This window comes from Sinorhizobium sp., from assembly GCF_059070375.1.
The window spans coordinates 531,103-553,288 of sequence record NZ_JCACWC010000002.1 but is presented as its reverse complement, the minus strand read 5'-3'; the positions used below and the strand labels follow the sequence as shown (position 1 = coordinate 553,288).

Sequence of the window (22,186 nt, the reverse complement as noted above, 5' to 3'; positions counted from 1 at the left end):
CATGTCTTGTTTGATCACCATGTCGCAGAAGGAATTGCATCGTCTTGAACTCATACAGCGGATTCGCGGTGGCAGCCTGACCGTCGTCGAGGCGGCCGCGTTGCTTCGTCTCAGCCGCAGTCAGGTCCACCGGCTGTTGCAGGCCTATGACCTGGACGGCGCCGACGGTCTCGTGTCGAAGAAGCGCGGCCGTCCGAGCAACCGGCGTCATAGCGAGGATTTCCGCAACCTGGTGCTCGATCTGGTGCGTGAGCATTACGGGGATTTTGGACCTACGTTGGCCGCCGAGAAGCTGCTGGAACGCCACCGGATTGCCGTCAGCAAGGAGACGCTGCGTCAGTGGATGATGGAAGTCGGCCTCTGGGTGTCGCGACGCGAGCGCAAGAAGCGGGTTTTCCAGCCGCGCGGCCGGCGCGATTGTTTCGGCGAACTCGTTCAGATCGACGGCTCGCTTCATTGGTGGTTCGAGAACCGCGGTCCCAAATGCGCCCTGCTCGTCTATATCGACGATGCCACCGGCAAGCTGTTGCACTTACGCTTCGCCGGATCGGAGAACACCTTCGACTATCTGCACGCGACGAAGGCCTACCTGCAGCAATGGGGCAAGCCGATCGCCTTCTATAGCGACAAGCATGGCGTCTTCCGCACCACCCATGCTTCCAAGAAGGACAGAACCAGTGGCCTGACGCAGTTCGGACGAGCCCTTTATGAACTCAACATCGACATCATCTGCGCCAACACCCCGCAGGCCAAGGGACGCGTCGAGCGCGCCAACCAGACGCTGCAGGATCGCCTCGTCAAGGAACTGCGGCTGCGCGGCATCGACACGATCGCCGCGGCGAATGCCTATGCGCCGGAGTTCATGGCCGACTTCAATCGCCGCTTTGGCAAGGCGCCGCGCAATCCGAAGGACATGCACCGGCCGTTTGCCGCGCATGAGAACCTCGATGGCGCGATGTGCCGCAAGGAGATCCGCAAGCTGTCGCAGTCGCTGACGCTGCGCTATGACAAGGTGATGTTCATCCTCGATCCGACCGACCTCGCCACGGCGCTGGCCGGCAAGAAGGTCATTGTCTGCGACTATCCCGACGGTCGCCTCGAGGTCACCCATGAGGGGACGTCCCTGCCCTACAGAACCTTCGACACGCTGCGCTCGGTGCACCGCTGCGAGGTGGTTGAGAACAAGCGCCTTGATGACATGCTGGCGGTGGTGGCCGAAATGCAGGCCGGACGAGAGCAACAGCGCAGCAAGGGCGGGCCGCGCCGCACCGGCCAGACGGACCATATGTTCGGCATTCGCGACGGCAGCCAGAGCAATGGCTATCAAAAGCGCGGCACGAAGCCTGGCCGGAAGACGGATTTTACCAAGGATCCGGTGGTCATCGCCAAGCGCCAGCAAGCCCTTGCGCAGCTGAAAGCGGCGGAGTGATCGGGATGTCAAAGCTAAAGTTTATCTTGCAGCTGGAGCCATCCGCCGCCGACCGGGCTGCGCAACCCTGACCAGCTCCACCCGGCCGGCGGCTTGCGTCTCCGTACTTTTTAAATATAGCAACTTGCAAATGCAGTAGTAATGGATAGGATGTTGTCGCGTTTCTAAGTTGACTACTTTGTCTCATCTTTAAATAGCTGTGACATTGCATGTAGCCGCAAAGTTAAAGTGTCCTGTTTCTGCAAAGTAAGAATGTCACTCTCCCGGCGTTTTGACGGCGGCCGCGTGGCCAAGGTAGCCAAGCGTCAGGTTCCTGAATTCCAGACAAGTGTTCATCGCGTCCTCGATGATTGACAGCGACTGCATAGGTAATGTTATTACGTTCGCCAACCGGAAGCGTAACGTAAAAACATACTCACCAACCGAACCGCCGGCAGCGATGCCTCACGCGGAGACCCGTGTTTCGCGCAGAGAGGTGAGACTGTGATTTTTTCCGCCGTGAGCGGATCGTACCAATGACTGCGTCCCTTCGCATCCACCTTGAGAAGGCCGACCTCGTCCTTTATATGATGCGTGATGACTGATGCGCAACGAGGCCGGTATGAGAACGACCCTGGCAATCGACGACGATGTACTGATCGCCGCAAAGGCGATGGCAGCCCAGCAGCACCGGAGCGTCGGCGAAGTCATTTCCGAACTGGCTAGACGTTCTTTGCGCAGACCGCGCAGCAGCGGCGAGCGCAATGGAATTCCTCTCTTATCACCTCAGCCGGATGCTCCGCCAGTGACGCTCGAGATCGTCAACGCCTTGCGTGACGAACTGCCGTGACTTTCCTGCTCGACGTCAATGTGCTGATTGCCTTAATCGATCCGGGCCATGTTGCCCATGACGATGCGCACGAATGGTTCGCGGCGACGGGTCAGACCGCGTGGGCTACCTGCCCCATTACCGAAAACGGCGTCATCCGGATTGTCGGCAATCCCAAATATCCGAATTCTCCCGGTTCACCGTCACTCGTGATGGAGATCGTCGGCAAAATGCGGTCGCTCCCCGGTCACAGTTTTTGGCCGGACGATGTGAGCCTTGTCGGGTCACGTGATATCGCTCCCACGAAAATCCTAACTTCGGGGCAGGTAACTGACACCTATCTCCTTGCGCTCGCCAAGGCGCGTGGGGGGCAACTGGCGACATTCGATCGCAAGCTCTCAGCAGCGGCGGTCACGAGGGGTAATTCTGCCTTGCACCTGATCACTACAACTCGGGTTCGTTAATCACTATCTCGCCGCGCAAGCTCACGAGCGAGTTCCAGAAAAGCTCTAACACCTGCCGAAAGATTCCGCCTTCCGGGGTAGTACAAGCAGAGACCCGGGTACGGCGGTGTCCAGTCTTCCAGCACTCGGATGACCCGCCCCGTCTTGATCTCCGGAAGAATGTCCTGTTCGAACAGGTAGCCGATGCCCGCACCCGCGAGCACAGCAGCCCGCGTGAGGCTGGCTTCATCGAGCGAGATCTGTCCCTCGACGTCGATCTGAACCTGCTCGCCGTCCTTCTCGAACCGCCAACGGTACGTCGAGCCGTCAGGTAGCCGGACGCGGATGCACTTGTGGGTAAGGAGATCCGGCGGCACCACAGGGACACAGTGCCTCTCGAAATATGCAGGAGACCCTACGACAGCATGTCGTTGAGGCCGACCGAGCGAAACGGCGATCATGTCGCTGGGAACAAGTCCTGCGACTCTGACCCCCAGGTCGAACCCGTCCCGGACGATGTCGATCATCCTACCCTCCGTGACGATGTCAACGTTCATGTCGGGATATCGGCGCACGAACTCGAGCACGAGCGGCGAGATGATCGCGCGCGCGGCGAACGGTGCCGCGTTGATCCTGATCGTTCCGGAAGGTGTTTCGCGCTGCTCGCGCACGGTTTCCAGGGCGGCGTGGAGATCCTGCAACGACGGAGCGACATGTTGAATGAACAGGCGCCCCGCATCCGTCAGCGAAACGCTCCGCGTGGTGCGGTTGAACAACCTGACTCCCAGTGCCGACTCCAGCCTGCCGATCGTATGGCTCAGCGCGGTGGTCGAGATACCGAGATCGATCGAAGCGGCGCGGAACGTCCCGCGCCGGGCGATGGCGACCGCCGCTTCCAGTTCCTTCAGGCTGGCCTGCTCCATTGTCCCGATCCCTTCATCAGCGCATGCAAGGTTATCCCACTTATGTGACCAATATCTGAGTGCTAGATTTTCTGCAAGCAAAGGAGAGACACTCATGATCCCGCCATTACCCAGACCCATCGCGGACTATGTCAAAGCCAACGCACTTCTCGACGTTGACGGCATGCTGAAGCCATTCAGCGCGGATACGGTCGTGCTGGACAACGGACGTCGTTACGAAGGCCATGCCGAACTGCGGAACCTGCTCGTCGAGGCTGCAGGTGTGAAGGCGATCTTCACTCCGGACAGTGTGCGTCATGAAAACCTTCAGGTCGTGGTTGAAGGACCCGTCCACGGCGACTTCAAAGGCAGCCCGATCCGTTTCACCTATCGGTTTTCCCTCGAGAACGACGGGATAAAGGCTTTGGAGATCACGGCATGAACAGCAAAGTGGATCCAACCGAGTTTGCGGGGAAGCGTGTGCTGGTCAGCGGAGGCACCAAGGGCGCGGGCCGCGCCACTGTTGACCGCTTCCTGGCAGGAGGCGCCCGCGTGATTACCTCAGCCCGCGGAACACCAGAGTCCGTCGACAGCGTCGAGTTTGTCCGGGCAGACCTGAAGACGTCCGAGGGGGCAGCAACCTTGGCCAAGGCCGCCCTCGAGCGCTTTGGCGGCATCGACGTCCTGGCTCATGTTCTTGGCGGATCGTGGACACCAGGCGGAGGCTTCACTGCCCTGACAGACGACCACTGGCTGTCCGAACTGAACCTCAACCTCTTGGCGGCCGTCCGCCTTGATCGTTTTTTGATCCCGCAGATGATCGAACGCGGCAGCGGCGCGGTGGTTCACGTTACCTCCATCCAGTCGGTGCTTCCCCTGCCCGATGCCACCACCGCCTACGCTTCCGCCAAGGCGGCGCTCAGGACCTACAGCAAGTCCATCTCCAAGGAGCTTGGTCCCAAGGGGGTTCGGGTCAATGTCGTCTCCCCCGGCTGGATCATGACGGAGTCCTCCGTCGACCTGCTGAAACGTCTACAGGCGGCCAATGGTGGTACGATCGAAGAAGCACGGCAGCTGGTCCTCGACAGCCTTGGCGGGATCCCGATCGGTCGTCCGGCCGACCCCCACGAAGTCGCCGACCTCATCGCCTATCTGGCCTCGGACCGTGCGGCCGCGATCCACGGCGCCGAATTCGTCATCGACGGAGGCACCGTTCCGACCGTCTGAGGTGATCGTGCCGACGTCCGAATTCAAGGCGGACGTCGGCTGACGGCGTGGGAGATTGAGCGAGCGTGACGTGCAGCGAATTGAGGTTCTGTCGAAAGCGTTCGCGCTTGATTCAAACCCGGTTGAGTGGAAGGATGTCCCGGCCTCAACGGTCGCTGGCGCCGCTCTACGAGGCGCCCGTCATCTGGAAATTCGGAGCGAAATATGGCTGCTGAGTCCCACGGCATAGACCTGCTGCCGGTTATCGCCCTGCTTGGAGCGGCCGTCGTCGCGGCTCCGCTTTTCAAGCGTATCGGGCTCGGCTCTGTTCTCGGTTATCTCGCCGCCGGGATTGCCATCGGCCCCTTCGGCCTTCGGCTGCTCCAGGAGCCGTCATCCATTCTTCACGTCGCCGAATTGGGCGTGGTGATGTTCCTCTTCATCATCGGACTGGAGATGCGGCCCTCTCGCCTCTGGGGGCTTCGCCGCGAGATTTTCGGGCTGGGCATCGTACAGGTCGCCCTTTGCGCGATACTTCTGACGGGCGTCGGCGTTCTGACCGGCTTTCCGGTGGCCCCCTCCTTCGTCGCCGGCGCCGGCTTCGTGCTCACCTCGACTGCGATCGTCATGCAGTTGCTGGAGGAACGCCGAGAGATGGCGGCTCCGAAGGGACAACGCATCGTGTCGATTCTCCTCGTGGAGGATATGGCCATCGTGCCCCTGCTTGCGCTGGTCGCGTTCCTCGCGCCGATCGTGCCCGGAAGCGTTGCCGCGTCCGGGGGGATCGATTGGCTTTCCATCGCGATCGGACTTGCATCGATTGCAGGCCTGGTCCTCGCCGGGCGTTATCTGCTCAATCCGCTTTTCGGCCTCATTGCAAGCGTCGAGGCCAGGGAGGTGATGACGGCGGCAGCGCTGATGGTTGTGCTCGGGTCGGCCTATGTCATGCAGCTCGGCGGTCTCTCCATGGCGATGGGTGCGTTCCTCGCCGGTGTCCTGCTGTCGGAGTCGACGTTCAGGCATCAGCTCGAGGCTGATGTGGAACCGTTCCGGGGCATTCTGCTCGGCCTCTTCTTTCTTGCGGTCGGGATGTCGCTCGATCTTAGCGTCATCGCTCGCAACTGGGCGATGATCCTCTTCTACGTGGTCGCCTACATGGTCGTAAAAGCCATCGTCATCTACCTGGTGGCGCGGCTCTTCAGGGCGTCCAACTGGGAGGCGATCGAGCGTGCGGTTTTCATGGCGCAGGGCGGCGAGTTCGCCTTCGTGCTCTACGCCGCGGCCCTCGGCACCGGCATCATCAGCGGCGAAGAGAACGCCATACTGACGGCGATCATCATCGTCTCGATGATGGTGACGCCGTTGCTGATCGCGGCGCTGCGTCTCGTGGAGAGGAACATTCCGCTGTCGACGGATGGCGTCGAGCGGCCCGAGAACCTCAGCGGCAATGTCCTGATCATCGGTTTCGGCCGTGTCGGCCAGATCGTGAGCCAGGTCCTTCTGACACGAGGTCACGTCATCTCCATCATCGATACCGACGTGGAGATGATCAACACAGCCCGCGAATTCGATTTCAAAGTCTATTACGGTGATGGCAAGCGCCTCGACATCCTCCATGCGGCGGGCGCCGAGCGCGCCAATGCGATCGTGGTCTGCGTGGACAAGGCGGACGACGCCACGAAAATCGTAGAGCTCATCAAGGCCGAGTTCCCTCTCGTCCCGGTTCTCGCGCGTGCCTCGGATCGGCGGCACGCGCTGGATCTTATCGGCGCGGGCGCCGATTTCCACATTCGTGAGACATTCGAATCCTCGCTGGTTCTCGGGCAGAAGACACTGGAGGCCTTGGGTGCGGATCTGCCCGAGGTCGCCGAAATCATCGAGAAGGTTCGGCAGCGGGACGAGAAGCGGCTCGAGCTCGAATTGGTCGGCGGCCTCTATGCCGGGCGGCCGCTCTTCAGCGGCAAATTGGAGCCGGTGGAAGTGGTGCCGCCTGGCGGTTCGGCGTGAAGGAAGCAAGAGACAGCGTCGAAGCGGCGACCCTCATTCCTGTGACGCGCACAGGAATGAGGAGAGGAAAGCGGCTACATTCTACAGCAGGCTCTCGATCATGATCGGCAGTTCATGCACCCGCCTTCCGGTTGCGTGATGAATGGCGTTCGAAACCGCCGCCGACATTCCCACAAGCGCGATTTCACCGAGCCCCTTTACCCCCAGCGGGTTGACGATCGTGTCTTCCTCATCGACGAAGTGGGCTTCGATGTGCGGCGTATCGAGGTTCACCGGGACGAGATAATCGGCCATGTGCGCATTGATCGGACGCCCGTTGCGCCTGTCGAGCACCGTTCGTTCCATGATGGCCATGCCGATGCCGCCGATCATGCCTCCGATACACTGGCTCGTCGCAAGCTTCGGGTTGACGACCCGGCCCACTCCGTAGGCGCCAAGGGCTCGCCTGACCTTGATCGTCTTCACGTCGGGATCGATGGCAACTTCGGCGAAGACCGCGCCGAATGAATGCATGGAATATTTCTGTCCGGTTTCGCCGTCACGGGCGGCAGTCCCCTCCCCGACGAGCGGGCTCTCCCCGCCATAGGACACGAGCTCGGCATAGGTGACGCCTCGATCGGACCGGCCTTTCACGAACAGCATGCCATCGCGCCATTCCAGCGCTTCCGGCGATTGCCCGGCAAGCCCCGCATTGCCTCCGGCTTTTGCGGCAAGCACGGCCGCCTTCGCCTGAAGATCGAGGCATGCGGCTCTGATCGCGGAGCCGACAGACGCCATGGTCATCGACCCACCATGGGGCGGCGTCGCCGGAAAATCGGAGCGGCCAAGAGAAAACCTGATTCGCTCGACGGGAATTCCCAGATATTCCGCGGCGACCTGCGTCATCGAGGTGTAGGTGCCCGGCCCCATGTCGCTTGCCGCCGCCTCCACCTCCACCGTCCCGTCGGGGAGAAGTCTTACTCGGGCGTTTGCCGGGGCAAACAGGCATGGATAAGAGGCGTTGGCCATTCCATAACCGATCAGAAGGCGCCCGTCCCGCATCGAGCCCGGCTCGGGCGTCCGGCGACTCCAGCCAAAGCGCTCGGCTCCGAGATCGTAGCATTTCAGCATCGATCGGCTGGAGAACGGAACCTGCCGCCCTTCGTCGATCTGCGGCTCGTTGATCCGTCGCAAGTCGATCGGATCCATCTGAAGCTTGTAGGCCAGTTCGTCGATCGCACATTCGAGCGCGTGGATACCGCTCGCCTCGCCGGGGCCCCGCATATAGGTCGGTGTGCTGGCGTCCAGGGGAATGAGACGATAGCTCGTGCGCACGTTCGGGCAGGAATACATGAAGCTCGTCACGGACGTGAGCGCCTCCATGAACTCCTCGTAACGACTCGTCTCCCCTGCCCCTTCGTGGACGATACCGATGAGCTTGCCGTCGGCCTGCGCCCCCAGGGCGATGCGCTGTAGCGTGTAAGGCCGATGCCCCGTTGCGAAGAACATCTGTTTGCGGGTGAGCACGAGCTTTACCGGACGGTTGACGTGCCGCGCGGCCAGAGCCGCCAGGGTGACGTGCGGCCAGGTTCTCAGGCTGGTGCCGAACGCGCCGCCGATGAACGGACAGTTCACCTGCACGTTTTCCGGCGGAAGCCCGAAAATGGCGGCGATCTCCGCCTGCTCGTTGACGACGAACTGGCTTTTGCTCCACAGCGTCAGGTTGTCGCCGTTCCAGGCGGCGATCGTCGCGTGCGGCTCCATCGGGTTGTGGTTCTCACGCGCGATGACATATTCCGCCTCGACCTTCACGGCCGCGGTTTCGAGCGCCTTGTCGGCATCTCCGCGGGCGAGATCGGCTTCGGCCCGGGCACCCGGCCGGCGCGCGACGGCCGGGATGACCCGCTCGCCGGCATGTGCATCGACCTGCGGCTGGCGGGCGGAGTAGGTGACCTTGAGGGCGTTGGCCGCATGCTCCGCCTGATCGAGCGTTTCGGCGACGACGATGGCGACCGGTTCTCCGAAGAAGCGTACCTCGGAGCCCTGCAACACGTGAAGCCGTTCTCCCGCCGGCGGGTCGATAGGCCCTCGGTGTTCGTTGTAGGCAAGCCGCTGCGCGTTGATGTGGCTTATGACAGCCACGACGCCCGGCATTTTCTCGACTGCTGCGCTGTCAATCGATTCTATTCGGCCGAGCCCGACAGTACTGCCCACGATGACCGCGTGGGCTTGGCCTTCCTGGTTGAACTCGGCCGCGTATGTGGCCTGACCAGTGACCTTCAGGCGGCCTTCGATGCGCGACAAGGATTTACCGATAGCCGTCGTCATGCCACATCTCCTGCCATTTCGAGTGCTCGTACGATCGTTGCGGGAAGGAGTTTCACCTTGAACCCGTTGTGGGAGAGAGGACGCGTCTCCTCGGTCGAAATCGCCGCCGCGATCTCGTAGCTGGCGCGAGCGGCGGGTTTTCCCACCAGCGCCTGCTCGACAGCGTTCATGCGCCACGGGCGGGTGCCCACGCCCCCTGCAGCGATGCGGACCTCTTGGATTGTTCCGTTCTCCACATGAAGAGCCGCCGCCGCCGATACGAGGGCAAACTCGTAGGAGGATCGGTCCCTGACCTTCAGGTAGCGCGCCTTTCTCGCATAGGGGCCGTTTGGGATCTGGACCTCCACGATGAGTTCGCCTGGTTCCAGCGTGTGCTCGAGATGAGGCGTCGACTCCGGAAGCCGGAAGAGCTCCTCTACCGGAATGGTTCGCTCGCCGCGTGGCCCCTTCAAGGAGAGCGTCGCGCCCAGCGCGACGAGAGAAACGGCCAGATCGGATGGATGTGTGGCGACGCAGTGCTCGCTGGTGCCGAGAATTGCATGGCCGGCGTTCAGGCCGTCGATTGCCGAGCATCCCGAGCCCGGTACGCGCTTGTTGCAAGGCGCGTCCAGCATTCGGAAATAGGGACAGCGGACCCGCTGCAGCAGATTGCCGCCGATCGACGCCACGTTGCGGAGCTGCGGCGATGCACCCTCGGTCAACGTTTCCGAAATGAGCGGCTGCAATCTGCGCACGTCCTGATTGGCGGCGACCTCGGACATGCGCGCCAGCGCGCCGATGACGATCGCCTCATCCATAGCCCGGATGTAATTCAGCGGCAGCCTGTTGATGTCCACGATCTTTTCCGGCGTCTCCACCTCCTCGCGCATCAGGTCGACGAGGGTCGTCCCGCCGGCAAGATATCTGGCTCCGGCAGCGGCTGCGGCGATCGCTTCGGACTCGCTGGCCGCCCGTTGAAAGTCGAAGGGTCTCATGTACGATCCTCCTTGGCAGCCTGGGCGACGGCCGCAACGATCCCGGGATAGGCGCCGCAGCGACAGATGTTGCCGCTCATCCAGTAGCTGATCTCCTCGGCCGAGGACGCATGACCCTCGCTGATGCAGCCGAGCCCCGACATGATTTGTCCCGATGTGCAATAGCCGCATTGAAAGGCGTCATGCTCGATGAAGGCCACCTGCAGCGGATGCAGCGCCTCTCCTTCCGCGACGCCCTCGATGGTCGTGATCTTCGCGCCGTCATGCATGACGGCGAGCGCCAGGCAGGCATTGACGCGCCGGCCGTCTATCAGCACCGTGCAGGCCCCGCACGCACCCTGGTTGCACCCCTTTTTGGTGCCGGTCAGAGAGAGCCTCTCTCTCAGCATATCCAGAACCGACAAGCGGGGATCGACGACCAGCTGATGGACGCGACCGTTCACGGTCACTTCCAACGGCAGCGTGTGCGTGTCAGGCGCGGGCGTTGCGGTTGAACCCGCAGCTGCCTCGGCTGGGAGCGGCAGCGCCGCAAAGGCCACGGCTCCGGCGGTTGCCTGAAGCGCTTCTCGGCGTGACATGGCAAGACCTGGCGGATGCGTGTCTGCTGTTTCGTCAGTCATGAAAGGTCCCCTTCAGCTCAGTAATGGCGATAGAGGATAGGACGTGCGCCGCGGCTTCACTGTTCCGGTCTTTCGGAATTGTTCCGATGTTGCTGTGATCGTTTGGGGATCGGACGAGGATGGCGCCAGCCGCCGACGTGCTGGCCCGGACAAAGGCGTTGCCAGGCAGTTCGTGGTGACAGATGTCAGAGGCGACGGCGAAACTCGGTCGGGCTAATCCCCACCGCTTTTCGAAAGCTCGCAGCGAAAGCGGATTGTGTCTCGTATCCTACGACCAGGGCGACGTCACTGATCCGCAGCGATCTATCTCTCAGGAGCGATTTGGCATAGGCGATGCGCTGGCGTGTCAACCATCCGTACGGTGTCTGCCCGGTGGCCACTCGGAATGCGGTGCAGAAATGGAAGCGGCTCAGGTTAACGAGTGCCGCCAGTTCCTGAAGCCGGATGTCCTCCGCGATATTCTCGCGCATATAGGTCGTCACGCGCTTGACTTGCCGAGCCGAAAGGCCGCGCCGAGGCCCATTCGCCATCGGCGCCGGTGCTGCGGAGTGAGCTCTGAGAAGTTGCAGACACATAAGATCGAGGAGCTGCTCGATATACAAGTGCGAAATCGCGTCTGCCGAACCGATCTCGTCGTTGATCAGCGCCATAATCGTGAACAGTTTCGGGTCGTCGAAGTGCACGCGGTCGACCAACTCTGGCTCCCGGCCATTTCCGATCTGATCGGCACAAGCGTGAAGGCGGCTGTGGCCCAGAAAGATATTCGAGACCTCCACGGAACCGTCCGCCCGCCAACGGCCATCATGTCCCCTCACCCCTATCGTTATCATGCCCGGTCTTGCGGGAGCAGAAATGGTCTTCCCGTCAATTTTCGCCGAGGCGATACCGGCGCCCGCATAGGTGGCCGAGATGACGTGATCCCTCAGGGGCGGCAGATCATATTCGAACGGCTGGTTCCGCCACCGGCCGACCAGCCGCGTGTCGCCTGAAAACGCCTCCGGGGCCACAGGCGGCGCCAGGCCTCGCTGCAAACGCCGAATGTGAACCATCGTGTCCGCAAGCGCACCTCCCCCCACCGCTGCCCCCTCTTCTTCAATCTACAGCTGGCCCAAGCTTCGCGAACGCTAGCATTGCTCGAATATTTGCAAAATATACAGTTTGGTGAAGTGACGGCTTGTATTGGCGGCAGCGTGTACTTGCACGAGGCGGTTAACGGGTCAGCGTGACGCCATTTTGCACATAAACGTGCATCGCCACTTTGCCGCATTCCAACTGCCGCGTCGAGGTGCCCCGAGCTTTCGAAAAGAGTGTCCTGCCCCTCTCCGAAGTTTGCACGCGGCGGTGACCCCGGCGCCTTACCGATCCCTCGCAGGCCTGCTTTGCACCGGCAGCGTCACGACGAAGCAGGCGCCACCGTCCGGCGGAGCTTCGTAGCGGACGGCGCCGCCGTGACGTTCGGCGATCTGGCGCACCAGCGCCAGTCCCAAACCCCAGCCGCCCGCAGCCTCGCTCCGTCCCGAAGGGCGGTAGAATGGCTCGAAAACGCGGTGCCTCTCGCTATCCGCTATGCCGGGCCCGTGATCGCGGACCCTGAGGATCGCAGCACCGTCCGCCGGCGCGACAGCGGCTGTGACAGGTGGACCGCCGTGGTGCAGCGCGTTCTGCAGAAGGTTGCGCACGAGCCTGCGAAGCAGGCGAGCATCGCCTGCGACGATCGCAGGCATTCCGGAAACCTCGACATCGTTGCGCGCGCCTTCTTCCGAGACGAGAGCCAGAAGGTCGACGGACTCCAGCGCATCGAGGTTCTCGACGTGGTCCAGTCTGCTTGCCAGTAGGATCTCCTCGATCAGCGTGTCCAGCTCGGAAAGATTACGGATGATTTCGTGCTTACGATCCTCGTTCGGCGCCTGCTCATAGAGGTCGATCGCCATGCGCAGGCGCGCAAGCGGCGAGCGCAATTCATGGCTCGCATTTGCGAGCAACGCCCGGTGCGACTTGATCAGCCGCTCGACATGGTCGGCGGCTCTGTTGAAGCTCTTGGCCACCGCCGCCACCTCGTCGCTGCCGTCTTCCGGCACGCGAGCCACTAGATCGCCCTTGCCCCAGGCATCCACGCCCACGCGCAGCCGCTCCAGCCGGCGAGTCAGGTGACGCACCATCGGATAGGCGGCCAGCCCGATGACACCGGCGATCAAAACCAGGTAGGCGAGCGGATTGCGGCCGGAGGGACGCAGGGGCCGTTCCAGGCGCGCAGCCACGGTACGGCCGTCGGGCAGTTCGGTCACCATGGTGTGAAAATTGCCCGGGCCGTGGCGCCAAGTCTGGTCGAGAATGTCGCGCGGAAGCGGGCTACCGGCGCTTGCGATCAGCCCGCCGCGCGGGTCGAATACGGCAATGTCGGCATTGAAGGTGCGTGAAAACCGCTCAATGGTCGCCTCGACGGTCCGGTTGTCCATGTCGGGCGGAATGAGCGCGGCGACGAACCGGGCGCGCTGGCTTTCCCAACCGGATTCCTCCTCGCCCTGCCCGAGCCATACGAATGCGGCGCTGGCGACGGCAACCGCAGCAAGGCTCGCGAGCAGTGTCAGGTAGATTTTCAGGAACAGCCGGCTGCGCATCGCTCTATCTCATATCGTCCTGATAGCGGGCGAAGACATAGCCGGCGCCGCGCACTGTTATGATGCGCTTCGGATGTTTCGGATCGCTCTCGATGGCCGCCCTGATGCGCGAGATGTGAACGTCGATCGAGCGGTCGAAAGCATCCAGCTCCTCGCCCTTGACCGCATCCATCAACTGTTCGCGCGAGAGCGTGCGGCCGGGATTTTCGGCGAGCGCTACAAGCAGGTCGAACTGGTAGCTCGTCAGCGTACACTCGCGGTCGTCGATCCTGACGGAGCGAGAACCGGGATCGATCTCCAGCCGTCCGAAGCGAAGGGACCGCGCAACCACGGCGCTGCCGTTTCGGCGGCGCAGAATAGCCTTCAGCCGTGCCAGAAGCTCGCGCGGATTGAAGGGCTTGGGCAGATAATCGTCAGCCCCGAGCTCCAGCCCGACGATGCGATCCGTCTCCTCGCCTTTGGCCGTGAGCATCAGGATGGGGACGTCCGATACCGCGCGTATGCGTCGGCAGGTTTCGAAGCCGTCGAAATCCGGCAGCATGACGTCGAGGATGACGACGTCAGGGTTGCGGCGCCCGAGCTCGGCGATGCCCGCCGTGGCGGTCGCCGCGGTATCGACGGTGTAGCCGTTTCCGGAGAGATAGTCGGAGAGCATGGCGGACAGGCGCGTGTCGTCGTCAACAATCAAGACCCGTTCCGCCATCCCTGCGCTCCGCTCAATCTTCTGCCCGACTCATATTTACCACCGGCCGTGGCCCCTGCGCTCTTTCAAATGCTTGACGAGCTTGACGCGCTGCTCCGGCGTCAGCACTTCGGCCGCGTCGAGCAGCGCGGTCGTCATCTTGCGTGAGGCATCGTCAATGGCTGCAATGCGTTCGCTGCGAAGTTTCTCGGCGGCGGCCCGGTCGATGCCCGGCGCGCCCAAGAGTTCGATAACCTCCTCGCGCGTCTCGCGGAAGTCCCGGAAAGTCGGCCTGATCTCGGCGCGGGCATTATCGATGATGTCCCAAAGCTTGTCTTCCTGTTCGGGTGTCGCATCGAGCTCGTCGAGCATGGTGCCGATCCGGTGTTCCATAAAGCCGCCACCTCCCATATGCGCCTGCATTACATGGCCGCCCATGCCGAAACGGCCCATGCCGAAGCCGAAATCGTCGCTGCGCGCGGCTGCAAATCCCACCGCGCTGACGGCCGCGACGGCTGCGAGGCCGCCGATCGCCGCGTGCCGTCCCCATCCTTTCGAAACGGCTTTGCCGGCGCCCGGGCCCGACAGGTTCTTGTCTTCGTTGTCCATTACCAGTCTCCTTTGCTCCGCAGCACCTGCTGCGTTGGAGAAAAGCTAACTCGACAACGTTTCGACCGTTCTGGGCGAATGTGAAGAAATGTAAAGCCGCCGCTGCGCCGTAAACTGGAGGACGCGAGCACGAGCTACACCGATCCCGCACGCTCCGCCGCCGCCTCGGCGACCAGCCTCAATCGATCCAGCTCGAGGCGCGCATCGGGAAGCGCTCTATGGACGGGCGACGGCCCGGTTGCGCCGATGACGCCGAGGACCAGGTCCGATATCTCCTTATCCGAAAACCTCTCGCCCATCTTGCGCCGTGCCGCATCGAGGAAGGCCTCGTCGGACCTTTTCAGCCGTAGAGCGTGCCTTGGCAGCCCGGCGGCTCTCAACAGCACGCTCAGCCATTTGCCGTCCCAGGAGGGTGCGCTGGCATAGAGCTGGTGTCCGGCGAGCTCACGGATCATTTCTTCGGCGATGAACGCGACGGGGAGCCCCTCCGCCCGAAGCAGTTCCCTCGATATGCCATGGACTTCCTCGGCTTCGTCGGACCAGTCGATCCATTCCGGAGCCGGTCGTATCAGATAGGAACGCGAGCGGCCGTCCTGGAAGACCCAGGCGACCTCTATGGGGAAGCTTTTCTTGTTCAGAGACGATGCTTCGAAATCCAGGAATACGATCATTCGCGGCCACGTTCTTCCAATGCACCAACGTAATCTAGGTCAGTCCCGCTCGATCGACATGTCCAGGGAATCTCACGCGATATGTCGGAATGCCACGCGGCCGCCAGCAGCTCCGATGGAATGGCGCCACACTTGTTACTCCCACCATCGGCGTTCCGGTGCCAAACTACTTCGAGCCCGACAGCCAGGCGATGGCGCGGTCGGGATCGCGCCTTCAAGAGGCGCCAATGCGTACAGATTGCCAAAGCGCACAAACTGGAGGTGCCGAGCCATGACGAAACCGATGCACACGCCACCCGTCGTCCCGCCGCAGGCTTGGGAGGCTGCGCGCGAGCAGCTCCTCGTCAAGGAAAAGGCACTGACCCGGGCGCGAGACGCGCTGGCCGCCGAGCGCCGGCGGATGCCATGGATGGCTGTAGAGAAGGAATATGCGTTCGAAGGCCCCGCGGGGAAGGTCAGCCTCGTCGACCTGTTCGACGGTCGCCGTCAGCTGATCGTCTACCGCGCCTTCTTTGAACCGGGCGTTTTCGGCTGGCCCGACCACGCCTGCAGAGGCTGCTCCATGGTGGCCGATCAGGTGGCGCACCTCGCCCACCTGAACGCCCGTGACACAACTCTCGTTTTCGTCTCGCGGGCGCCCCAGGCGGACATCGCCCGGCTGAAGGCGAGCATGGGATGGCAGATCCCGTGGTTTACGGTGACAGACAGCTTCGACGCCGATTTCGGGGTGGACGAGTGGCACGGCACGAACGTGTTCTATCGCGACGGTGACCGCGTTTTCCGTACCTACTTCATCAACAATCGCGGCGACGAGCAGATGGGCAGCACGTGGAATTACCTCGACATCACGCCGCTCGGCCGGCAGGAAGTCTGGGAGGATTCGCCCGAGGGCTATCCGCAGACCCCGACCTACAAATGGTGGAACTGGCACGACAGCTACGTCAAAGACGCCGAGCCGGACAAGAAGTGGGTCGAGGTGTCGGACGCCGGAGAGGCGGCGTTCCGGAACCAGGACTAGATCGGGGCGACCTTGGGCCGAAAGAACGCTTCCCGCGCCGCAGACGTTGGCGCGGCTCTCATCTCCGTGACAAGGACAGAGATGATGAAGAGGAGAGATTGCAGTTCTCCGATACGTTCGAGCGGTTTGAGGAAAAGTACGTTTCCGCCCGGAAGGGAGGCCCGCCCCCGAGGGCTCGGGCGGGCCTGATCGATCGCTTAGAAGTCCATGCCGCCGCCCGCCGGAAGCGCCGGTGCGGCTTCCTTCTTGGGCTTTTCTGCGATCATGGCTTCGGTCGTAACGAGAAGACCGGCGACCGACGCTGCGTCCTGAAGCGCGGTGCGGACGACCTTGGCCGGGTCGATGACGCCCATGGCATAGAGATCGCCATATTCGTTGGTCTGGGCATTCCAGCCATAGGAGAACTCCGCCTTCTCGCGCAGCTTGCCGACGATGATAGAGCCCTCGGCTCCGGCGTTTTCCGCAATCTGGCGAACGGGGGCTTCGATAGCGCGGCGCACGAGATCGACCCCGACGCGCTGATCGTTGTTGGCGGTCTCAAGGCCGTCGAGAGCCTTGACCGCCCGCAGCAATGCGACGCCACCGCCGGGCAGGATCCCTTCCTCGACTGCCGCCCGCGTCGCATGCAAGGCGTCGTCGACGCGGTCCTTCTTTTCCTTCACCTCGACTTCGGTAGAGCCGCCTACGCGGATCACCGCGACGCCGCCGGCGAGCTTGGCAAGGCGCTCCTGCAGCTTCTCGCGATCGTAGTCGGAGGTCGTTTCCTCGATCTGGGCGCGGATCTGCGTGGTACGGCCCTCGATCTCGGCCTTCGAACCCGCACCGTCGACGATGGTGGTGTTCTCCTTTTCGATCGAGACTTTCTTGGCCCGGCCGAGCATGTTTAGCGTGACGCTTTCAAGCTTAATGCCGAGGTCTTCCGAGACGACGGTGCCGCCGGTCAGGATGGCGATGTCTTCCAGCATGGCCTTGCGGCGGTCGCCGAAGCCGGGCGCCTTGACGGCCGCAACCTTGAGGCCGCCGCGCAGCTTGTTGACCACGAGGGTGGCGAGCGCCTCGCCTTCCACATCCTCGGCGATGATGAGGAGCGGTTTGCCGGACTGTACGACGGCTTCGAGCACCGGCAGCATGGCCTGCAGGTTCGAAAGCTTCTTTTCGTGGATGAGGATATAGGGGTCCTCCAGTTCCACGCGCATCTTGTCCTGATTGGTAATGAAATAGGGCGAGAGATAGCCGCGGTCGAACTGCATGCCCTCGACGACCTCGAGTTCAGTCTCGGCCGTCTTGGCCTCCTCGACCGTGATCACCCCTTCATTGCCGACCTTCTCCATGGCCTCGGCAAGATAGCGTCCGATCTCAGTGTCGCCATTCGCGGAAATGGTGCCGACCTGGGCGATCTCGGAATTCTTGGAGATCTTCCTGGCGTTGTTCTTCAATTCCTTCACGACCGCATCGACTGCGAGATCGATGCCGCGCTTCAGGTCCATCGGGTTCATGCCGGAGGCGACGGCCTTGGCACCTTCCCGGACGATTGCCTGTGCGAGCACGGTCGCGGTCGTCGTTCCGTCCCCGGCAAGGTCGTTGGTCTTGGACGCGACTTCGCGCAGCATCTGCGCGCCCATATTCTCGAACTTGTCCTCGAGTTCGATTTCCTTGGCGACGGAGACGCCGTCCTTGGTGATCCGCGGTGCACCGAACGACTTGTCGATGACGACGTTACGGCCCTTCGGGCCGAGGGTTACCTTTACGGCATTGGCCAGCACATCGACACCACGCAGCATGCGCTCGCGTGCGTCGGTCTGAAATTTGACTTCCTTCGCAGCCATTTCTTCACTCCTCAAAAGGCAGCTTGTTGACTGTATCTTCGCATTTTCAGGCGGCTATCTTCTCGGCGGCCTGGGCCTCGATGATTCCCATGACATCGCTTTCCTTCATGATCAGCAGATCTTCGCCATCTATCTTGATCTCGGTGCCGGACCACTTGCCGAACAGGATGCGATCGCCCACCTTGACGTCGAGCGGCTGGATCTGACCCTGTTCGCTGCGCGCGCCAGGACCTACAGCGATGACTTCGCCTTCCTGGGGCTTTTCCTTGGCAGTGTCGGGGATAATGATGCCGCCTTTGGTCTTCTCTTCGGACTCGACGCGGCGGACGAGAATACGATCATGAAGCGGTCGAAACGCCATGTTTTCCTCCATGGACAAACATTGATGATCTTGTTCCCCATCCCGGACCGGATGACCAATCCGGACGGGTGCGAAGCCTCGTTCGAGCACTTCGCGCGGGTTGATCTGGTTGGGCAAAAAATGGATTTCAAGAGGTCCCCGCAAAAAAATCAGCAGCGCTTCGACGCGGCTGCTAACAGACTGGAAAGGAACCTGAATTTTCGTTGTGACGTTAAGGTCATGCCGGGGGCCTCGCAGGATCAGCGGGGAGCCGGCGAATGATATGTAACGGAGATGAAGTATGCGATTTTCATCGGATCTCGAGCGCCAGCTCAACGGTTACGGTCTCACGACCGCGCATATCCTCTACCGCATTCCCGACTTCGAATCCGTCCTGCAGACCTATGTCTGGCAGGATTACGACGTCGCACCGGAATTTCCCCAGATGCGAAAGTTCCTCGATTTCTGGCAGACCAATCTGGACGGGCCGCTCCACTCCGTGCGGTTCACCCACAAACGGTTGATCGGGCCGAACGAGTGGCGGCAGGTGGATGGCGAATTCAACATTCACTGATTTCCGGCGTTGAAAGGGCACTTGCGTCTCCCGCGCCAAGGCCTATTGAGATTTGGAACAGCCGCCGCGGCTTGTTTGGTTTCCTCATTCCTGTGCTTGTCACAGGAATCCAGCCAGACCAAAGTCCTTGGGCTGAAAGAACGCTTCCCGCGCCGCGGACGCGGCGCTGCTCTCATCCCTGTGACGAGCACAGATGAGGCAAGGGAGAGATTCCAGTCCCCGCCTCAAGGTGCGAACACGCCGGTGGATCTGCCTGGCGTCAGATATCCTTGAGAAGGCGGAGGGCGTCGTAGATCGCGGCGTGGGTGTTGCGCGCCGCGACCGCATCGCCGATCCGGAAGAGCTGGAACTTGCCCTCCGCGTTGCGGACGACCGATTGCGGTTCCCCGGCGATCAGCTGGTCGTGCGCGATCTCGCCCAGATTGCTGGAGGAGGGCTTCAGCTCGAAGTACAGATCGTCGAGCGGGATGGTTCCGTGATTGACGACCACCTGGTCGAAGGTCCGCTGTTTGGAGATACCCCCGTAGTCGCTGCCGACATGGGCGACCAGTTGATTGCCGCTCTTTTCGACCGCTTCCAGACGGTAGGTGACGGTAAAGGTCACATCGAGCTTCTGCAGGGAACGCATGTAAGGCACGAGGTTCATCGCCATGACCTCCGGCGCGAAGGAGCGGTCGGGCGTCATGATCTCCACTCTTGCGCCGGCATTGGCGAGAAATTCGGCGGCCTGCAGAGCGGCGTGGTCGCCGGCGTCATCGAAAATCAGGACGTTGGTGCCCGGCTTCACATCGCCGGAAATAATGTCCCACGCCGACACGACCAGCTCGTTGCCCCTCGACAGCACCTCCGTATGCGGAAGCCCGCCGGTGGCGATGATGACGACGTCAGGATTTTCCGCCTGAATAGCCTCCGCTTCCGCCCATGTATTGAAATGGAAGGTGACGCCCAGCTTTTCGCACTGGCTCATGCGCCAGTCGATGATGCTGATCATTTCCCGCCGGCGCGGGCTTTGCGCAGTCAGGCGGACCTGGCCGCCGGGATCTTTTGCCGCCTCGAACACAACCACCTCGTGGCCACGCTCCCCCGCCACGCGTGCCGCCTCGAGACCGGCCGGTCCGGTCCCGACGATGACCACTTTCCTGCGACAGTATGCCTTCGCGATGCTGTGCGGCATCGTCAGCTCGCGTCCGGTCGCAGCATTGTGGATGCAATAGGCGGCGCCCCCCTGGTAGATGCGGTCCAGACAGTAGTTCGCGCCTACGCAGGGGCGAATGTCGTCCTCCCGCTTCTCGATGATCTTACGGACGATGTGCGGGTCGGTCATGTGGGCGCGGGTCATCCCGACCATGTCGACCTTGCCGGACGCAATCGCATGGCGCGCGGTCGCGACGTCGGGGATCTTCGCCGCATGGAAGGTCGGGAAATTCGTCGCTGCGCGGATCTCGCCGGCGAAGTCCAGATGCGGCGAATTGGCCATGCCCTGAATAGGGATCACATCCGTCAGTCCTGGGTCGGTATCGATATGGCCGCGAATGATGTTCAGGTAGTCGATAAGTCCGCTTCCCTTGAGACGTTTCGAGATCTCAAGACCTTCCGCCTTGTCCGTCCCCCCGGGAAGGCATTCATCGGCCGTGTATCGCACGCCCAGGATGAACTCGTCTCCGACACGTGCCCGGATCGCCTTCAGAACGTCGAAACAGAAGCGCATGCGGTTGTCGAGCGAGCCGCCGTAAGGACCATCGAGTTCGTTCGTCAATGGCGAGGCGAACTGGTCGATGAGGTGACCGTAGGCCTCGAGCTCGACGCCGTCCATGCCGCCGGCCTTCATGCGCTCGGCCGCATCGGCAAAATCCTTGATTATCCTGTCGATGTCCCAGTCTTCGATCTTCTTGGGAAAGGCGCGATGCGCCGCTTCGCGATGATGCGAGGGAGCGACGACCGGGAGCCAGTCTCCCTTGTCCCACCGCGTGCGCCGGCCGAGATGAGTGAGCTGGATCATGATCGCCGCCCCCTCCTCGTGCACGGCGTCGGTCATCTCCCTGATCCAAGGCACGATCTCGTCCTTGTAGGCAAGCAGATTGTTGAAGACCGGCGGGCTGTCCTTCGAGACGGCCGCCGAACCGGCGGTCATCGTCATCGCCACGCCGCCCCGCGCGCGCTCCACCGTATAGGCGCGATAGCGCTCCTTCGGCATGCCGTCCTCCGGATAGGCCGGCTCGTGCGCCGTTACGATGATGCGGTTGCGCAGCGTCAGGTGCTTCAGCTGGTACGGTTGAAGGAGGGGATCGTTCGGCATTTGCGGGGCTCCGGCTTGGACGTGGCGGCAGCGTAAGTGAAAATGTACACATGTGTCAACAAATCAGGCATTGAAGTCAGGGTCGGAGACACTGATGTACATTTTTCTTGCGGGGGTACCCGTCGATCTGCTAAATAGCGACGATGGAGCACATCACGAGCGACAGCGGCTGGCGCGGTTCCCCGGATGTCTGGCTTGGAGCAGCCTACGAATCCCTGCTCGATGCCGGCATTGATGCGGTGAAGATCCAGCCGCTTGCGAAGAAGCTCAATCTGTCGCGGACGAGCTTTTACTGGTTTTTCAAGGACCGCGAGGAACTGCTCGACAGGCTCGTCTCGCGCTGGCGCGAAAAGAACACGGGCAATCTGGTAAGACAGTCCGAGGCCTATGCCGAGACGATTGCCGAAGCGATGCTCAACGTTTTCGACTGCTGGCTTGATGGCGGTCTCTTCGATTCTCAGTTCGAGTTCGCGGTGCGAAGCTGGGCCCTGCAGTCGCCTGAAATTCTTGCGGAAGTCCAAAGCGCCGATCAGCAGCGACTCGACGCGCTCACGCGCATGTTCCTGCGGTTCGGGCATGGCGAGGCGCGGGCCGATGTGCGTGCGCGCACGATTTATCTCGTGCAGATCGGCTACATCTCGATGCAGACGAAGGAAGACGTATCCGTGCGGATGAAGCGCATTCCGGAATATGTGGAGATCTTCACCGGACAAGCTCCGGAGCAGAGAGAGCTTGATCGCTTCTTCGCCCGGCACGGCTACTCCGGATAGCGATAGAGGGCGATAAAGAACGAGCGAGGCAGGAGCGGGCAGACGCGGCACCCTGCTCTTCCGATAAGACGCCGCAAAAAAAGAAG

The 22,186-nt window shown here is 62.0% G+C and carries 21 protein-coding genes; 9 read left to right on the top strand and 12 right to left on the bottom strand.

The features are described 5' to 3' along the window. Position 1: 1 nt before the first annotated feature. The 3 genes from AC5J09_RS07190 (at position 2) to AC5J09_RS07180 (ending at position 2,701) form a co-directional block, all read left to right on the top strand. Positions 2–1,429, top strand: coding sequence for an ISNCY family transposase (locus tag AC5J09_RS07190; protein WP_275596165.1), 1,428 nt, complete (start codon positions 2–4; stop codon positions 1,427–1,429). Positions 1,430–2,030: 601 nt separating this feature from the next. Next, positions 2,031–2,258 carry a CopG family transcriptional regulator gene (locus AC5J09_RS07185; protein ID WP_080636789.1) on the top strand — a complete coding sequence of 76 codons (228 nt, stop codon included), beginning with the start codon at positions 2,031–2,033 and terminating at the stop codon, positions 2,256–2,258. Next, positions 2,255–2,701: a TA system VapC family ribonuclease toxin gene (locus AC5J09_RS07180; protein WP_324763721.1), complete on the top strand. Its 447-nt coding sequence runs from the start codon at positions 2,255–2,257 to the stop codon at positions 2,699–2,701. The genes AC5J09_RS07185 and AC5J09_RS07180 overlap by 4 nt, the downstream gene beginning before the upstream one ends. On the opposite strand, the gene AC5J09_RS07175 is transcribed toward AC5J09_RS07180, so the two are convergent. Beyond that, entirely contained in the window at positions 2,698–3,603 is a 906-nt protein-coding gene (locus AC5J09_RS07175; protein WP_275599103.1) for a LysR family transcriptional regulator, read from the bottom strand. The genes AC5J09_RS07180 and AC5J09_RS07175 overlap by 4 nt on opposite strands. Before the next feature lie 94 nt (positions 3,604–3,697). Between AC5J09_RS07175 and AC5J09_RS07170 the strand changes: the two genes are divergently transcribed. The 3 genes from AC5J09_RS07170 to AC5J09_RS07160 all read left to right on the top strand — a co-directional run bounded on the left by AC5J09_RS07170 (position 3,698) and on the right by AC5J09_RS07160 (position 6,795). After that, on the top strand, positions 3,698–4,024 hold the full coding sequence (locus tag AC5J09_RS07170; protein WP_102763395.1) for a nuclear transport factor 2-like protein: 327 nt from the start codon (positions 3,698–3,700) through the stop codon (positions 4,022–4,024). Next, positions 4,021–4,809, top strand: coding sequence for an SDR family oxidoreductase (locus AC5J09_RS07165; protein WP_494297231.1), 789 nt, complete (start codon positions 4,021–4,023; stop codon positions 4,807–4,809). Before AC5J09_RS07170 ends, AC5J09_RS07165 begins: the two co-directional genes overlap by 4 nt. Positions 4,810–5,013: 204 nt before the next feature. After that, positions 5,014–6,795 carry a monovalent cation:proton antiporter-2 (CPA2) family protein gene (locus AC5J09_RS07160; RefSeq protein WP_127712365.1) on the top strand — a complete coding sequence of 594 codons (1,782 nt, stop codon included), beginning with the start codon at positions 5,014–5,016 and terminating at the stop codon, positions 6,793–6,795. Between the two features lie 81 nt (positions 6,796–6,876). Here AC5J09_RS07160 and AC5J09_RS07155 read toward each other — a convergent pair whose 3' ends face one another. From AC5J09_RS07155 to AC5J09_RS07120, 8 genes are all read right to left on the bottom strand, one after another. Beyond that, positions 6,877–9,102 (bottom strand): xanthine dehydrogenase family protein molybdopterin-binding subunit, encoded by a 2,226-nt coding sequence (locus tag AC5J09_RS07155; protein ID WP_324763722.1) that lies wholly within the window; start codon positions 9,100–9,102, stop codon positions 6,877–6,879. Beyond that, positions 9,099–10,076 carry an FAD binding domain-containing protein gene (locus AC5J09_RS07150; protein WP_324763723.1) on the bottom strand — a complete coding sequence of 326 codons (978 nt, stop codon included), beginning with the start codon at positions 10,074–10,076 and terminating at the stop codon, positions 9,099–9,101. Before AC5J09_RS07150 ends, AC5J09_RS07155 begins: the two co-directional genes overlap by 4 nt. Continuing rightward, positions 10,073–10,696 (bottom strand): (2Fe-2S)-binding protein, encoded by a 624-nt coding sequence (locus AC5J09_RS07145; RefSeq protein WP_324763724.1) that lies wholly within the window; start codon positions 10,694–10,696, stop codon positions 10,073–10,075. Before AC5J09_RS07145 ends, AC5J09_RS07150 begins: the two co-directional genes overlap by 4 nt. Before the next feature lie 185 nt (positions 10,697–10,881). Next, complete coding sequence (locus AC5J09_RS07140) at positions 10,882–11,391, bottom strand: helix-turn-helix domain-containing protein (RefSeq protein ID WP_494297229.1); 510 nt, start codon at positions 11,389–11,391, stop codon at positions 10,882–10,884. Positions 11,392–12,051: 660 nt separating this feature from the next. After that, positions 12,052–13,314 carry a sensor histidine kinase gene (locus tag AC5J09_RS07135; protein ID WP_324763726.1) on the bottom strand — a complete coding sequence of 421 codons (1,263 nt, stop codon included), beginning with the start codon at positions 13,312–13,314 and terminating at the stop codon, positions 12,052–12,054. 4 nt (positions 13,315–13,318) lie between these two features. Further along, a complete protein-coding gene (locus AC5J09_RS07130) occupies positions 13,319–14,017 on the bottom strand; it encodes a response regulator (RefSeq protein ID WP_018099169.1) in 699 nt (232 codons plus the stop codon). A gap of 36 nt (positions 14,018–14,053) precedes the next feature. Then, positions 14,054–14,605 (bottom strand): Spy/CpxP family protein refolding chaperone, encoded by a 552-nt coding sequence (locus AC5J09_RS07125; RefSeq protein ID WP_494297227.1) that lies wholly within the window; start codon positions 14,603–14,605, stop codon positions 14,054–14,056. Positions 14,606–14,739: 134 nt separating this feature from the next. Then, positions 14,740–15,276, bottom strand: coding sequence for a 3'-5' exonuclease (locus AC5J09_RS07120; protein WP_324763728.1), 537 nt, complete (start codon positions 15,274–15,276; stop codon positions 14,740–14,742). 271 nt (positions 15,277–15,547) lie between these two features. Here AC5J09_RS07120 and AC5J09_RS07115 point away from each other — a divergent pair, with 271 nt between their 5' ends. After that, complete coding sequence (locus AC5J09_RS07115) at positions 15,548–16,294, top strand: DUF899 domain-containing protein (protein ID WP_018099166.1); 747 nt, start codon at positions 15,548–15,550, stop codon at positions 16,292–16,294. A 197-nt stretch (positions 16,295–16,491) separates the two neighbouring features. Here AC5J09_RS07115 and groL read toward each other — a convergent pair whose 3' ends face one another. Both groL and groES read right to left on the bottom strand, forming a co-directional pair. Continuing rightward, positions 16,492–18,120, bottom strand: a complete 1,629-nt coding sequence (gene groL, locus AC5J09_RS07110) for a chaperonin GroEL (protein WP_324763729.1) — start codon at positions 18,118–18,120, stop codon at positions 16,492–16,494. 46 nt (positions 18,121–18,166) lie between these two features. Then, entirely contained in the window at positions 18,167–18,481 is a 315-nt protein-coding gene (gene groES, locus AC5J09_RS07105) for a co-chaperone GroES (protein WP_026169069.1), read from the bottom strand. A gap of 280 nt (positions 18,482–18,761) precedes the next feature. Here groES and AC5J09_RS07100 point away from each other — a divergent pair, with 280 nt between their 5' ends. Next, positions 18,762–19,034: an usg protein gene (locus AC5J09_RS07100; RefSeq protein ID WP_018099163.1), complete on the top strand. Its 273-nt coding sequence runs from the start codon at positions 18,762–18,764 to the stop codon at positions 19,032–19,034. 259 nt (positions 19,035–19,293) lie between these two features. On the opposite strand, the gene AC5J09_RS07095 is transcribed toward AC5J09_RS07100, so the two are convergent. Next, on the bottom strand, positions 19,294–21,330 hold the full coding sequence (locus AC5J09_RS07095; protein WP_379940772.1) for an oxidoreductase: 2,037 nt from the start codon (positions 21,328–21,330) through the stop codon (positions 19,294–19,296). Positions 21,331–21,473: 143 nt separating this feature from the next. Between AC5J09_RS07095 and AC5J09_RS07090 the strand changes: the two genes are divergently transcribed. Further along, entirely contained in the window at positions 21,474–22,100 is a 627-nt protein-coding gene (locus AC5J09_RS07090; RefSeq protein WP_018099161.1) for a TetR/AcrR family transcriptional regulator, read from the top strand. The last annotated feature ends 86 nt before the right edge of the window (positions 22,101–22,186 follow it).

Bases quoted from the DNA above. Each gene is read 5' to 3' on its own strand.
- groES (WP_026169069.1), bottom strand. From the start codon at position 18,481: ATGGCGTTTCGACCGCTTCATGATCGTATTCTCGTCCGCCGCGTCGAG.
- AC5J09_RS07125 (WP_494297227.1), bottom strand. From the start codon at position 14,605: ATGGACAACGAAGACAAGAACCTGTCGGGCCCGGGCGCCGGCAAAGCC.
- AC5J09_RS07155 (WP_324763722.1), bottom strand. From the start codon at position 9,102: ATGACGACGGCTATCGGTAAATCCTTGTCGCGCATCGAAGGCCGCCTG.
- AC5J09_RS07130 (WP_018099169.1), bottom strand. From the start codon at position 14,017: ATGGCGGAACGGGTCTTGATTGTTGACGACGACACGCGCCTGTCCGCC.
- AC5J09_RS07160 (WP_127712365.1), top strand. From the start codon at position 5,014: ATGGCTGCTGAGTCCCACGGCATAGACCTGCTGCCGGTTATCGCCCTG.
- AC5J09_RS07120 (WP_324763728.1), bottom strand. From the start codon at position 15,276: ATGATCGTATTCCTGGATTTCGAAGCATCGTCTCTGAACAAGAAAAGC.
- AC5J09_RS07115 (WP_018099166.1), top strand. From the start codon at position 15,548: ATGACGAAACCGATGCACACGCCACCCGTCGTCCCGCCGCAGGCTTGG.
- AC5J09_RS07100 (WP_018099163.1), top strand. From the start codon at position 18,762: ATGCGATTTTCATCGGATCTCGAGCGCCAGCTCAACGGTTACGGTCTC.
- AC5J09_RS07175 (WP_275599103.1), bottom strand. From the start codon at position 3,603: ATGGAGCAGGCCAGCCTGAAGGAACTGGAAGCGGCGGTCGCCATCGCC.
- groL (WP_324763729.1), bottom strand. From the start codon at position 18,120: ATGGCTGCGAAGGAAGTCAAATTTCAGACCGACGCACGCGAGCGCATG.
- AC5J09_RS07095 (WP_379940772.1), bottom strand. From the start codon at position 21,330: ATGCCGAACGATCCCCTCCTTCAACCGTACCAGCTGAAGCACCTGACG.
- AC5J09_RS07190 (WP_275596165.1), top strand. From the start codon at position 2: ATGTCTTGTTTGATCACCATGTCGCAGAAGGAATTGCATCGTCTTGAA.
- AC5J09_RS07150 (WP_324763723.1), bottom strand. From the start codon at position 10,076: ATGAGACCCTTCGACTTTCAACGGGCGGCCAGCGAGTCCGAAGCGATC.
- AC5J09_RS07135 (WP_324763726.1), bottom strand. From the start codon at position 13,314: ATGCGCAGCCGGCTGTTCCTGAAAATCTACCTGACACTGCTCGCGAGC.
- AC5J09_RS07145 (WP_324763724.1), bottom strand. From the start codon at position 10,696: ATGACTGACGAAACAGCAGACACGCATCCGCCAGGTCTTGCCATGTCA.
- AC5J09_RS07170 (WP_102763395.1), top strand. From the start codon at position 3,698: ATGATCCCGCCATTACCCAGACCCATCGCGGACTATGTCAAAGCCAAC.
- AC5J09_RS07185 (WP_080636789.1), top strand. From the start codon at position 2,031: ATGAGAACGACCCTGGCAATCGACGACGATGTACTGATCGCCGCAAAG.
- AC5J09_RS07090 (WP_018099161.1), top strand. From the start codon at position 21,474: ATGGAGCACATCACGAGCGACAGCGGCTGGCGCGGTTCCCCGGATGTC.
- AC5J09_RS07165 (WP_494297231.1), top strand. From the start codon at position 4,021: ATGAACAGCAAAGTGGATCCAACCGAGTTTGCGGGGAAGCGTGTGCTG.